Annotated in this window: 13 protein-coding genes; 1 reads left to right on the top strand and 12 read right to left on the bottom strand. The window is 42.0% G+C overall.

The genetic code is table 11. The annotated features are described in order from the left end of the window. Positions 1 to 267 precede the first annotated feature (267 nt). The gene (locus A0739_RS08610) at positions 268 to 819 is read left to right on the top strand and encodes a DUF1307 domain-containing protein (protein WP_000861104.1); all 552 of its coding nucleotides are present in this window, start codon (positions 268 to 270) and stop codon (positions 817 to 819) included. 48 nt (positions 820 to 867) lie between these two features. Here the strand turns inward: A0739_RS08610 and brnQ are convergent, their stop codons facing one another. The 12 genes from brnQ to A0739_RS08550 form a co-directional block, all read right to left on the bottom strand. Further along, complete coding sequence (gene brnQ / locus A0739_RS08605; RefSeq protein WP_001074593.1) at positions 868 to 2,193, bottom strand: branched-chain amino acid transport system II carrier protein; 1,326 nt, start codon at positions 2,191 to 2,193, stop codon at positions 868 to 870. Positions 2,194 to 2,375: 182 nt separating this feature from the next. Then, a complete protein-coding gene (locus A0739_RS08600; RefSeq protein ID WP_061587698.1) occupies positions 2,376 to 2,663 on the bottom strand; it encodes a rhodanese-like domain-containing protein in 288 nt (95 codons plus the stop codon). After that, positions 2,660 to 3,250 (bottom strand): uracil-DNA glycosylase family protein, encoded by a 591-nt coding sequence (locus A0739_RS08595; RefSeq protein WP_061587697.1) that lies wholly within the window; start codon positions 3,248 to 3,250, stop codon positions 2,660 to 2,662. Before A0739_RS08595 ends, A0739_RS08600 begins: the two co-directional genes overlap by 4 nt. A gap of 53 nt (positions 3,251 to 3,303) precedes the next feature. Further along, complete coding sequence (gene pepV / locus A0739_RS08590; protein WP_061587696.1) at positions 3,304 to 4,704, bottom strand: dipeptidase PepV; 1,401 nt, start codon at positions 4,702 to 4,704, stop codon at positions 3,304 to 3,306. Between the two features lie 12 nt (positions 4,705 to 4,716). Continuing rightward, a complete protein-coding gene (locus A0739_RS08585; RefSeq protein ID WP_000670170.1) occupies positions 4,717 to 5,322 on the bottom strand; it encodes a nitroreductase family protein in 606 nt (201 codons plus the stop codon). 173 nt (positions 5,323 to 5,495) lie between these two features. Continuing rightward, the gene (locus tag A0739_RS08580) at positions 5,496 to 6,350 is read right to left on the bottom strand and encodes a metallophosphoesterase family protein (RefSeq protein ID WP_061587695.1); all 855 of its coding nucleotides are present in this window, start codon (positions 6,348 to 6,350) and stop codon (positions 5,496 to 5,498) included. Further along, positions 6,340 to 6,951, bottom strand: coding sequence for a hypothetical protein (locus tag A0739_RS08575; protein ID WP_061587694.1), 612 nt, complete (start codon positions 6,949 to 6,951; stop codon positions 6,340 to 6,342). Before A0739_RS08575 ends, A0739_RS08580 begins: the two co-directional genes overlap by 11 nt. 24 nt (positions 6,952 to 6,975) lie before the next feature. After that, a complete protein-coding gene (gene uvrC, locus A0739_RS08570) occupies positions 6,976 to 8,799 on the bottom strand; it encodes an excinuclease ABC subunit UvrC (protein WP_061587693.1) in 1,824 nt (607 codons plus the stop codon). A gap of 101 nt (positions 8,800 to 8,900) precedes the next feature. Then, complete coding sequence (locus A0739_RS08565) at positions 8,901 to 9,602, bottom strand: M57 family metalloprotease (protein WP_061587692.1); 702 nt, start codon at positions 9,600 to 9,602, stop codon at positions 8,901 to 8,903. Between the two features lie 104 nt (positions 9,603 to 9,706). Further along, positions 9,707 to 10,486 carry an alpha/beta hydrolase gene (locus tag A0739_RS08560; RefSeq protein WP_061587691.1) on the bottom strand — a complete coding sequence of 260 codons (780 nt, stop codon included), beginning with the start codon at positions 10,484 to 10,486 and terminating at the stop codon, positions 9,707 to 9,709. Between the two features lie 68 nt (positions 10,487 to 10,554). After that, on the bottom strand, positions 10,555 to 12,216 hold the full coding sequence (locus A0739_RS08555; RefSeq protein ID WP_033630236.1) for a ribonuclease J: 1,662 nt from the start codon (positions 12,214 to 12,216) through the stop codon (positions 10,555 to 10,557). Positions 12,217 to 12,716: 500 nt separating this feature from the next. After that, entirely contained in the window at positions 12,717 to 13,364 is a 648-nt protein-coding gene (locus A0739_RS08550; RefSeq protein ID WP_061587690.1) for a COG3942 and LysM peptidoglycan-binding domain-containing protein, read from the bottom strand. Positions 13,365 to 13,465: the final 101 nt, after the last annotated feature.

Raw genomic sequence — 13,465 nt, 5'->3', positions numbered from 1 at the left:
CACAACTCTGACTCTTGGGGTATTTTACTATATTCCTAACTGATGAGTCCGATAGATTCCTCCAAATCCCATAAAAAGTGCATTTAAAACTTCCCACTTTTCAATCCATACGATAAAAAATTTTTGAAACAGATAGAGACAAAACTTTAATCGTCAGACTAGTTTCTGTTCATTGTCATGTCAAATCAGATGAGAGGGGAGGTCTAGTTGATTTTGTAGTAGAATCATGTTATAATACAAAATACTTTGATTATGAAAGGAAATTTTATGAAAACTTATGTTAAAACTTCATTAGCTCTAGCGGCTTCACTTATCCTCCTACTCGGATGTTCCAAACAAGCATCAACAACTGCAAACAGCAGTACCAAAGAAGACACAACAACTCAGTCAAGCGAGATCAAACAAAGCAGTCAACAATCATCTGAAAAGAAAGATGAGACAAAAAACTACATTTTTGTTCACAATAGCAATCCCGGAAGAACTTCTACCTTGACATACACTGTTAAGGGGGATGATGTTGTAAAACAAGAAGTCTATAATGTTTTTGACCCTGAAATACTGGACAAGTCAGCAGAAGAGATTAAAGAATTTATCGTGAAAACTTATAAAAAGGAGGAAGGACTTAAAGGCATTACACAAAATATCGAATTCAAAGATGGAAAAGTCATCCATAGCATGGAGGTTGACATGACTGTTGTGAATCTCGAAGAGATGAAAAAAGCAATGCCAAATGAAGTTTCTGGCTCTGGAAGCCGTGTAAGTTTTCTAAAAACTAGAAAAATGCTTAAAGAAGCTGGTTATACCGAACAAACCAACTAATGAGTCGTGCTCATACAAAAAATTCTTGGTCGATGACCAAGAATTTTTTTATTCCATCTCAAAAACATCACTCTCTTGTTTGTTTGGTAGAACCAATGAAAGCAAGATTCCGATAATAGCTGGCACTAGCCATGGAAGAGAGGCAGCTGCAAACGGAAGAGCATTGACGAGATTTGCTAGAAACTCAATCTTAAAGGAACTTCCAAGGACGCTTGCAAGAGCAATAGCTGTAACAATTCCAATGGTTAACTGCATGCCCGGTTTTGATAGGGCGACAAACTTATTAACAATCACGATCATCACAATGGCGATGGTGATTGGGTACAAGATCACCAGTACTGGCACTGAATACTTAATGATTGCATCAAGACCAAGATTTGCAATAGCAAATCCAATCAAGGTAAAGGCAGTGGCATAGACCTTGTAGCTGATTTGTGGGAAACGTTCGTTAAAGAACTCTGCTGTCGACACAATCAAGCCAACTGTCGTTGTGAAGCAGGTTACAGTTACCATAACAGCAAGGAAGAGTTGAGCTGTTGAACCAAAGATTTCCTGAGTTGCTTGCGACAAGATATAAACACCTGGTGTTCCACCCTTCATCACTTCTGCTGGTACTGGGAAGTGATTTCCAAGGAATCCTAAACCAATGTAAAGAGCGCTAAAGGCAAGAGCTACAACGATACCAACCACCCAAATAGTTGAAATGTATTCTTTCTTACTGGAGAATCCAAGTTGTTTCAAGGTTTGAACTGCAATCACACTAAAAGCCACTGAGGCAAGGGCATCTAAGGTATTATAACCTTCTAGGAAACCTGTACCAAAGGCAGAAGCTTGATAAGCAGCTGACGCAGTTTGAGGACTTGTTCCACCGTATTTGAAGGCACCTAGTACAACCAAGATAACGATCAACAAAGCAAAGACTGGTGTCAAGATACGTCCGATCCGATCCAAGATTTTTGATGGATTGAGCGAGATTAAATAAGCCGCTGCAAAGTAAAGCACGGTAAAGACAATCAATCCTAGACCTTTGTTTGCTTCGGATAAGAGGGGGCTAATCCCAACTTCGTAAGCTGTTGTGGCTGTACGTGGAATGGCAAAGAAGGGGCCAATCGATAGATAGAGGACTGCAAGATAAAGCGTCGCAAACCAAGGTGAGATTTTCTTAGAAATCTCGTGAATGTATCCTTTCGGGTTTAGCGTTCCAATAATAAGTGTCAAGACGGCAATACCGACACCTGAAAAGACAAAACCTGCGATGGCAGGAAGAAACTGTTCTCCAGATAGGGCACCTAGAGAAGGCGGAAAGATCAAGTTCCCCGCACCAAAAAATATTCCAAACAGGAGCAAGCCTGTTAGGGCACCTTTTTTAGCCATAAAAATCTCCTTCATATTTCTAAAATACTGACCTAGTATACCATGATTAAGACTCTGAAAAAAGTATCCAAAATTAATCATTGAATGTTTTCAATATTTTTAAAAATAAGAATTATCTAAAAACAAAATCCCTCACTCAGTTGGAACCGAGCAAGGGAAGGTTAGGATCTGTCACTATATATTTAAAGATTTTCAAAGGCCGTCATTCCACCTTGGACATTGATAACGTCATAACCCTGTTCAGCTAGAAATTGACAAGCACGCGCTGACCTCATCCCAGATTTGCAAATGACATAATGCAAGAGGTCCTTGTCCAATTGATCATAAGTATCAGCCAATTGACTAAGTGGTAGGTTCTGAGCACCTTCTAAATGAAGAGACTCAAACTCATCTACTTCTCTCACGTCCACTAGAGAAAGTTGCTCATTTTGATAAAGCTGGTAAAAATCGTTAAAAGTAATTTCTTTCATTTTGTTTCTCCAAGAATCTTTTGAATTCTATTTTTCAAATCGGGCACCACTTCTGACTCAAACCAAGGATTTTTAGCCATCCAGATTTGATTTCGTGGTGAGGGATGAACTAGAGGAAAATAGGTTGGTAAGTAGTTCTGGTAATGTTTTACTCTCTCTGTCACCTTGCCACTAACTTTCTCCTGTAAATAATAGGCTTGGGCATATTGTCCAATCAAGAGAGTTAATTGGATATCGGGCAACTCTTGCAAGAGTTGCGGATGCCATTTTTCTGCGAAACCTGTACGAGGTGGAAGGTCGCCTGACTTGCCATGTCCAGGAAAGTAAAAATCCATTGGCAGAACTGCAAAATAACCTGAATTGTAAAAGGTGTCCTCATCCACACCTAGCCACTCACGCAAGCGATCGCCACTCTTATCCTTCCAATAAATCCCAGCTTCTTGTGTTTTAAGTCCAGGAGCTTGACCGACAATATTGATACGAGCTGTCTTTGGCGCCGCAAATAGAGGTTCGATTCCACGTTCTGTATAGCTGGTATTCTGTGGATCCGCCATAATGGCTTGCTTGATTCTTTCGATTTGAGACATCTGTTTTCCCTCCAAAAAGAAGTCCAAGCATAAAATCTCAGACTTCTATCGTTTTATTTGATCAATTCATAAATAGCTTCTGCATAAATTGCTGCTGCTCGGAAGAGATCGTCCAAGGCGATAAATTCGTTGGCTTGGTGCATGGTATCGATTGAGTCCGGGAACATGGCACCGTAGGCAACCCCACGTTCCAGCAAGCGACCAAAGGTACCACCACCGATGACTTGCTCGTGGCCTTTAAGACCAGTTTGTTTTTCATAGACATTCAACAAGGTTTGCACAAGTGGATCTTCCATTGGCACATAGTGAGGTGTGTGACCGTGTTCAGAAAGGCTAACAGAAGCAACTGGCAAGTTTTCAAGGATTGACTTGATCTGCTCTGGACTTGTTCCTTTTGGATAACGGAAGTTAAGAGCAATCGTATTGTCAGCACTTGTTTCATCAAAGCGGAAGACACCGGCATTCATAGAAAGGGCACCCATCTTTTCATCTACATGAGCAACCTTGAGATTTTCACCCTCATGGTCGTTCAAAAGAATCTTACCAGCGATGTCGAGGTAGTCTTTGGCAGGTCCTGCAAAGTCAAACTGGCTGAGGAAAAGGGCAAGATAGGTCGCACCATTGACACCTGAAGCAGGCATAGCACCATGAGCTGATTTACCAATGATGGTCACCTTGTATTTGCCAGCATCTTCTTGAATTTCTCCTCTGAGTTTGTGTTCTGCAACAAAGGCATCTAGTTTAGCTTGCAAGTCAGCCAAGTCACCTGAAACGACTGCTGTTGCTGATTCAGGTACCATGTTTTCACGCAAACCACCTGTGAAGCTGTGAAGACGGGCTGCACCTGTATTTTCACCTGCAAAGTGGAGGTATTCCGTGATGTTCCCTTTTTCACCATTGATGATAGGGAATTCAGCGTCTGGAGAGAAACCGAAGTCTGGTTTCGCAAGTCCTACATGTTCAAAGTAGTAGTCCATGTCTGCCCAACCTGATTCTTCGTCTGTTCCGACGATGAAACGAACTTTCTTAGAAGTTGGAAGTCCCAATTCTTTGATGATTTTCAAGCCATAGTAACAAGCAGTTGTAGGTCCCTTGTCATCTGAAGCACCACGCGCATAAAGGCGACCATCTTTGATAGTTGGTGTATAAGGGTCCGTGTCCCAACCGCTACCAGCTGGCACCACGTCCATGTGAGCAAAGATTCCGAGAACTTCTTCTCCTTCACCAAACTCAAAATGTCCTGCGTAGTTATCAACATTTTTAGTTGGATAGCCATCACGGTCTGCGATTTCAAGGAATTTTTCCAAGGCTTTTACTGGCCCAGGTCCAAATGGATGTTGCGCATCTACCTTGCTGTCGTCACGTTCGGAGTTGATTTTCAAAAGGCTAAACAAGTCAGCCAAGAGGTCTTCTTTGCGTTTTTCTACTTCTGCTGTAAAATCAATTGTTGTCATTTTTTCTTCTTTCTATCTTTTCTCGATGATTTCATCCACTGGCAAGCGGTAGCTTGGTTCCAATTTTTCGTCTGTGTAACCTACCGTAATCAAGAGTTCTGGGCGGAATCGATCTTCGATATCCAAAACTTCGTTGGCTTTTGATTTGTCAAAACCAAGAATAATGTTAGAACCGATTCCTTGGTCAGTCAAAGCCAGAACTAAGTTCATAGCTACTAGTCCCGCATTAAGGGCCAAGTAGTCACTAACTTGCTGTTCACTGTAACGCGCAAACTCGGCAGGCAGATTCTTCATAAAATATTGAAGTTGCTCTTCAGAAAAGTTATTAGCGCCGCCAACTCGAGCAATCTTGCGAGCGCGTTTGGCAAGGTCTGTATCTGTAAACAAGGCAATGGTTACAGGTGCTGATGACACCTGCTCAAAGTTCGAACCATATGCCAACTTTGCCAGTTCAGCATTTTTTTCACGAACGACTACAAACTTCCATGGCTGGCTGTTGTGGGCACTTGGGGCCAAGGTTGCGATTTCGATAGCCGTACGCACATCTTTGGGATCTACTGGTTTATCAGTAAAATGCTTAGTCGCATGACGTTTTTTATTTAATTCAAGAAATTTCATAATCGATTTCCTTTTCTAATTCTACTGCATCCATTCTACCATATTTTGAAAGAGCTTGCAGAGATTTTTCATAGAAAGAAATTGGAACAAGGATGAGTAACCAAACGAAATCCATCATTTAAGTCAGGGATTCCCTCATCCAGTTCCAACTAATTTTCAGGGGGGTAAAGAAACTAGTCTACCTTATATTCTGACTTTATAGCCTCCAAAAATTCTTTCACATCCTCCACATATCCATGCTTTTCAATTAAACTAGCTAAGAGTTCTAGATTGTGCCCCCGATAGTTGTCATCTCGACGTAGTTCTTCATACATTTCGATAAAAGGAAGCCCCTTGGACTTGGCCAATTCTAACTCTGCTTCATAGTCATAAGCAACTTTTCGGAATAGAATGTTTACCAATTCCCCATCTTCTACTTCTATCACGGCATACTGGGCACGGTGATTTTTTAACGCCTCCCAATCAAAATAGGGCATACCAATCGTACCTGGATTTATGATTTGTTGCCCTTGACTTCCATAACGAAGCAACTGCTTGTGGACATGACCATAGACTGCCACGTCCGTTTCCTCATCTAGGAGTTGGTCAAATTTATCTGTGTTATTCCCAACAGACAAGTCACCACCATAATTCTTATTTGGCAAATTATGAGAAAGAGAAAAGCGCAGTCCGTCAACTTCTTTCTTTTCTAGCATAGGTAAGCTTCGTAGCCAGTCAATCGTTTCAGGATCCATTCGCTCCATCAAAAACTGGGTCAATCGCATGAGCTGGACTTCCTGTGGGTCTTCTAAGCCATATTGCCCATCTAAAGCCTCAAGGACACAATCATCCCAATTGCCTCGAACACTTGCTGTGATAGGAAGTTCCTTTAACAGAGCGACCAAGTCATTTGCACCTGGACCAGGGAGGAAAATGTCTCCCATGAGCCAATATTCACTGACTCCGTGAGCTTTAGCATCTGCAATCACTGCTTCTAAGGCAGTCACATTTCCATGAATATCTGATAAAATTGCGATTTTATGGTTCATGATGGTTTCCTTTTTCTATTTCATCTAGCCAATTGTGAAACTCCCAACGAAGAGGATTTTCCTTGCCTATTCTTTGTCTCAAATAACCTTGATATTGAAGATAGAAAGCGTAATCTCCCCAACTACTCCACACTTGAGAAGGTTTTGGGATACACAACTGTTTGTTCGCCCTCTCTAACACGATGTTATCTATCGGTACGTGTAAAAAAGGAAAAACGGAGTCTAGGGTTACAGCTTCAAGCATATACAGATACTTGAAAGTCATATTAATCCACTTTTGAGCATGACCATAAGTAAATCGAATCCCATTTGAGCGATAGCAATCTATCAGAATATCACAAGTTCTATGATGCCAACTATCAAAATCAGTTTGACACAGCTTGTCCCGATTCAAGAGATTTAAAATCGCTTCTTTGATACACTTAGAGGCCCGATTTCTCATCTCCAAGCGCTGTTCATCTGGCATGCCATGAAATCGCAAGGTTCGATTAAAATCCAGATAGGCTCTTGTAGTTGCAGCCAAAAATAAATCTTTTGAATTCCCAAAGTAAGCAAATCGTAAAAAAAGGAGTATATCTCTGTCAATCTCAATCCTATTCATTTCTTCTACTTTCTATCTAGATACTTATTCCAATTCTCTTAATGGTTCCGCTACTTGAGCCAACTCCACTTCTTCCTGCGGGTTCAACTTTCTCTGAACAGCTTCTGCGACTGCCCTTGGTACCCCAACTTCGACAATCTCATCCACACTAGCATCCTTGAGTTTAGTGAGAGACTTGAAATGCTTCATGAGATTCTGCTTGCGTTTAGGCCCCAGACCATCAATCCCATCCAGTTGTGATGAAAAGGAATTTTTGGAGCGCAGTTGCCGGTGGAAAGTGATAGCAAAGCGGTGCACCTCATCCTGGATGCGTTGGAGGAGAAAGAATTCTTGAGAATTGCGAGACAACTCCACCACTTCCAGCGGATCTCCAAAGAGTAGTTCATGGGTTTGGTGCTTGTCATTCTTTTGCAGACCTGCAATTGGGATATCCAAACCTAGCTCTTCTTGGATGACTTGCTTTGCGATATTGACTTGACCTTGTCCCCCATCAATGACAATCAAATCAGGAGGAGTCAAACCGTCTCGTTGAACTCGACCATAGCGTCTGCGAATGACCTCTCGCATACTGGCATAATCGTCTGGACCCACAACCGTTTTTATCTTGTACTTTCGGTAGTCTTTTTTACTCGGTTTGCCATTGACAAAGACCACCATGGCTGAAACAGGACTGGTTCCCATGATATTAGAGTTATCAAAGGACTCGATACGTACTGGGGTCGGGATTTGGAGCAAGCGTCCCAGATTTTCAATAGCTCCTTGGGTCTTTTCAACAGATTTCTCTAGCAGATTGAACTTCTGCTCCAGACTAACACGGGCATTTTTTATGGCTAGATTGACCAGTTGTTTTTTCTCTCCACGTTGGGGCTTGAAAATCTTGGTATCCACCAAGGCCTTGACGGCTTCTTCGTCAATATCCTGCGGAATCAATACTTCATTGGGAACCAGGTGAGATTTTTCTTGATAGAATTGTCCCACATAGGTCAAGAAGTCCTCATCCGGATCGTTGTAGTAGGGGAAGAGATTGACATCCCTCTCAATGAGCTTGCCTTGACGAACAAAGAAAACCTGAACACACATCCAGCCCTTATCCACATAGTAACCAAAGACGTCCCGATTTTGCAAATCTTTCGCCATGACCCGTTGCTTGGTCCGAAGCGTTCCAATGGCCTGAATCAGGTCACGGTATTCCGCCGCACGTTCAAATTCCATGGTCTGAGCTGCCGCAGCCATTTTCCCCTTGAGGTCATCGATGATTTTATCATCCTGCCCTTTTAGGAAATCAGAAACCTCCTGAGCCATGGACTTAAAATAGGACTCATCTTTTTTACAGATGGTATGGGCCATACACTGGCCAATATGGTAGTAAAAACAAACCTTTGAAGGCGGGTTGGTACATTTCCGAAAAGGAAAAATCCGGTCCAGTAGTCTCTTGATTTCATTGGCTGCCCCCACATCTGGATAAGGGCCAAAATAAAGGCCGCCGTCCTTCTTGACCTGACGGGTGATAATCAAGCGAGGATAACGCTCATTGGTGATTTTGATGAAGGGATAGGACTTATCATCCTTGAGCATGATATTATATTTAGGCTTATTCTCCTTGATCAGGTTAATTTCTAGGAGAAGCGCTTCGATATTGGACTCAGTGACGATAAATTCAAAATCCACAATCTCAGATACCAGAGCTTCCGTCTTGGTATCGTGACTGCCACGGAAATAGGAGCGCACGCGATTGCGCAGATTTTTAGCCTTTCCTACATAGATAATGGTGCCATTTTTATCTTTGTGAATGTAACAACCAGGGCTGGTCGGCAAGAGCTCTAGTTTTGATTTGATCAAGTTATTCATAGTTCCATTATAGCAAAAAGGCCGTGACAGGACGAACAAAAAGCCCCACCAATCACTTGTTGGAGGAGCTTTGATTTCTTTTCAGATTGCACCGACTTCATCTAGTCGCTACTGGTATAGAGCTCTTGAACAGCCTTCACATCCTGAGGCTGAATCCCATAGTAAGAACCTGCTGGCTGCATGACAGAAGTTTCGTTAGTATGATCCAATCCGATGGCATGCCCCAGCTCGTGCTCCGCCGTGTGCACGATTCGGTCATAAGAATAACCATAGTTTGGATTGGATAGATAATAGTGATTCAGGCGAACCGTTACAGATATAAATTGTTTGGTTAACAAATTGGTTTGACTCTCGGCTTGACCTGCAACAGCGGTCGATCCATCATTCATCTCACTTGCCACAATATCTGCCTGGCTAGAATCCGCAACCACCTCAAAGGTAAAGGCTCCCGTTTGATTCCAGTTTTTTATAGCTTCTGCATAGGCACCTTGGAAGGTCTCATCCATTTGAGGTTCAATATAGATGCGAGCTGAGGCCTGAGCCCACTTGCCTTCTGCATGTTGGTGACTATCTGTCTGAGACAAGACTTCCAGCGTTCCCGTCTCCTTCCATTGATTCCAGCCACCTTGACCAATCTTACTCATTTTTTCAACCTGATTGACCGCAGAATGAAAATCACCAGACAGATACCAAACCACTCCAAAGGCAATGAGCAGTAGAATGACCACAGTCCAAACCAGACGCCAGAAGAAACGCCAAATTCCCAACAGAAATCGGAACAATAATCGAATAATCCAGAACATGACGCCCCACCTTTCATAAAAATAAGAACCTATCTTGAAATCACATTCTCCTTGATCAAGATAGATTCTCTATTTTACTGAAGAAAGCTGAAAGAAACCTAAAACTAAGATAAGCGCTCTTCCAAAACAAAGTCAATTGGTAGAGTAGCTAAAAAACGTTCCAATTGTTTTTCCCAGTAGTACCACTCGTGCTTACCTAGATTATGACTATAGGTCACCTCAAAACCAAGCTTTTTGAGGTTTTTCACTGCGAGATTATTGGCAGAGTAGAGATAGTCTTGTTCCCCACACCAAGCCCATAGTTTAGTCTTTTTATCGGATTTTGCAGCCATGCTTTCAAGCGAATGAGGACTAGATGTCCAGTCTTTAATCTCTCCAAAAACTCCTCTCCAGTAGGCAAGTGACCCCAGATCCTGACTTTCAGGAGAAAATTCTTGAAAACTGAGCGCACCAGAAAAACTAGCCGCATGAGAAAAACGATTTGTCGATAGAGCGAGTTTGAAGGAGCCGTAACCACCCATGGAGAGACCTGCTATGAAGGTCTTTTCTCGCTTGCTGGTCATGTTGGGGAAGAAACGTTTCATTACCTGAGGTAACTCTTCTGCTAGAGCTGTATAGTAGTTATAGCCATACTGAGTATCTGTGTACCAGCCATTGCTAGTATTGGGCATGATAACAATGAGATTGGTTCCACGCAACAAGCGTTCGACATTGGTACGTTTGAGCCAGCTATTTTGATTTCCTGACATTCCGTGCAAAAGATAAAGGACAGGGATATCTGTGCAATCTGGTTCAGTCACCCGACTAGCATCTGGATAGAGTACGGTAACACCCCACTCCATATCCAAAACTTCTGAGTAATACTCAATATTCATAACTGCCATGGTTGTCTCCTTTTACTATTCTATAAGAAAAAGCCGAATTTCGACTTTTTCTGTAGGTATGCTGCTTATTATTTTGCTTCCATCACGACTGGCAAGATTGCCGGGCGACGCTTGGTTTGATCAAAGAGGTACTTGGTCAGATTATCGCGAACCTTTCCTTTGAGATCTGCCCAGTCAAAGTCATCACCTTGAAGATACTCTTCTACCGTTTGATTAATCAATTCTGAACTTTCACGGAGAATATCACGGCTCTTCTTGAGATAAACAAATCCACGCGTATGAACACGGGCCTTGGCCACAATTTTCTTCTCACGACGGTTGACAGTGATTGCCACGATAAAGATTCCATCCTCTGACAAGACCTTACGGTCACGAAGGACGACATTTCCAACATCCCCGATGGCATTTCCGTCAATCAAGACATCACCTGCAGAAACTGCTCCAGCTGGAACAAAGTCTCCATGTTCATAAGACATGGTCGTTCCCTTTTTAGGGATGAAAATGCGTTCTGGCAACATTCCAACTGCCATGGCAGCCTTGGCATGCGCATCCAACTCACGATACTCCCCTTGGATAGGGAAGAGGTAATTTGGTTGCAAAAGATTGATCATCAACTGCAAATCACGCGCATTCCCGTGTCCGGATACTCGCAAGCTTTGGGTAATGAGTTTCACCACACCACCAGCTTGGTAGATCATGTTTTCAACACGCGCCATGACGGCTTCTTTGGCGATAGATGGAGTCGTTACGATATAAACCAAGTCCCCATCTTTGATTTCCACATAGCGGTGACGTCCAATGGACATCTTACGAAGTCCATTAATAGGCTCACCCATACGGCCTGTCTCAAGGATAATCAACTCATGATCTTCAAATCGAGACATTTCTTTTGGTTTAATCAAGAGACTTTCATTAGCTAGAGATAATTTTTTGAGACGAATCGCAGTGCGGACGATATTTTCAATATCAAATCCAGTCAAAACAACTCTGCGACCTGTATCTGCTGCAGCATCAAAAACCTGCTGGATACGAGAAAGGTTGCTGGCAACTGCGGCAACGATGATACGACCTTCCCAGTCTGCAATGGTCTGGGTAATTTCATCCCCAACTTCACTCTCGCTAGCTACCTGGATATTGCTGTCTGCATTGGCTGAATCACTGAGGAGCGCTAAAACACCATCACGACCGATTTCAGCCAAACGAGCAAAATCCGTCGCATAGGATTCACTAGCTGTCTGGTCAAACTTGAAGTCCCCTGTATAAACGATGCTACCTTCAGCTGTTTTCAGGACTATTCCCAAACTTTCTGGGATAGAGTGAGTTGTACGGAAGAAGGAAACCACAGTCCCTCCAAAGTCGATCTCTGTATCTTCATCAATCACATGGAAGTCATTGAATTTCTTAACCGTATCATTTCCTTTGACAAAGAGTTTGGCCAACTCAATGGTCAACTCAGAACCAAACACAGGCACCTTAGCCTCTGCCAAAAGATAAGGCAGGGCACCAATTGCATCCGCATGTCCGTGGGTCAAAAAGACCCCTGCAATACGATCTCTATTTTCAAAAAGGTAGTCCATATTTGGAATGACGACATCAACACCTAGTTGTTCATTTTCAGGGTATTTAAGCCCTGCATCCAAAACAAAAATAGAACCATCGATTTCAGCGATGTACATATTTTTTCCATTTTCTCGTACACCACCTAGTGTTGTTAAACTAATATTACTCATTTTTCCTCCGAAACTTCATTTATCTTGATTATAGGGTGAATTTACCCTCTTATTCTAAAAGTTCTAAAACTTTCAGCCGAATCTTTTCCTACCATTATACCATTTTTTTGATTATTTTCAAAACGAAGATAGGTTTTTAACTAGAGATTAGTCACTACTGTGAATCGAATTCTTTTACTTTGACTTCTCTTTTGGAGGCTTCATCTAAGATAATAGAACGATTGCACCATCAAAAATATGAGCTTTTTGAATCAATTTGATTTCAGATACCTTTCTCGAACTCTAAATTTCTCTTTTAGTTCAAAAAACTTGCTTTTACCTCTCGACTTGAGAACTATTTTCTACAAAGACATGGTTTATCTACATCCAAAAGAGAGAATTTCCTGTTCGCTATAGAATCTAAAATTTTTTCAGCAATTAGCCACTAAGATGGAGCTTAACGATAGGAAATTTCTTCAAAAAGAAAAAAGACTTAGAAATTCTAAATCTTTTTATCATCTTTAGTTTGGATAGATATAAGTGACGTTACCTAAAAATTCATGAGGATTAAAGAAACCACGGTAATTTGCAATCTGCTTTTGACGTCTGTAGTTTGCTTCCAATACCTGGATAGAGTTTTCACTTTGAACATCTGTGACATAAGCAACGTGTCCATATTCACCACCATCCCAAACGGCGATTGCTCCTACTACTGGAACACTTCCTGTCTTATAACCTTGAGCGCTCGCGTAGATTGCCCACGTGTTGGCATTTCCCCACCAGTTGCTAGCCCAAGGGGCCAATTCTTTCACGCCCCATGTACACTGACCAACAGGATAAGAGTTTCCATAGTTTGTCGGAGTCTTTTCGACAACATCCTCTGTATCTGATACCACATTCGCAGTGCTAGCTGGAGCACTGTAGGTAGAGCTAGCCTGAGAGGAACCACTCACTTCTAATACATCGCCTGGGTGGATAGTGTCAAAGATGTTTTTTCCATTCATAGCTGCCAACTCATGCGGATCCATGCCGTTTGCAGTTGCAATGGCATAAAATGAATCACCGTCTTGGACAACGTAAGAGTTCGCGTGCACAGTTTGAGCCCCAACTGTAGCTAAAAAAGCGGTAGAAGTCAAACCAAGAGTCAGTTTCGTAACTGTTTTTTTCATAACTAGATTCCCCTTATATTTTCTTGATAAGAAAATCATACTTGATTTACATGTCAGTTCGTTTAGAGTTATATTTTAGTCATGTTACAAAAATTTATACT

The organism is Streptococcus oralis (assembly GCF_001588645.1).
GTDB lineage: Bacteria > Bacillota > Bacilli > Lactobacillales > Streptococcaceae > Streptococcus > Streptococcus oralis_AB.
The sequence above is the reverse complement of the archived record's forward strand: the minus strand, read 5'-3'. Positions and strand labels throughout refer to the sequence as shown.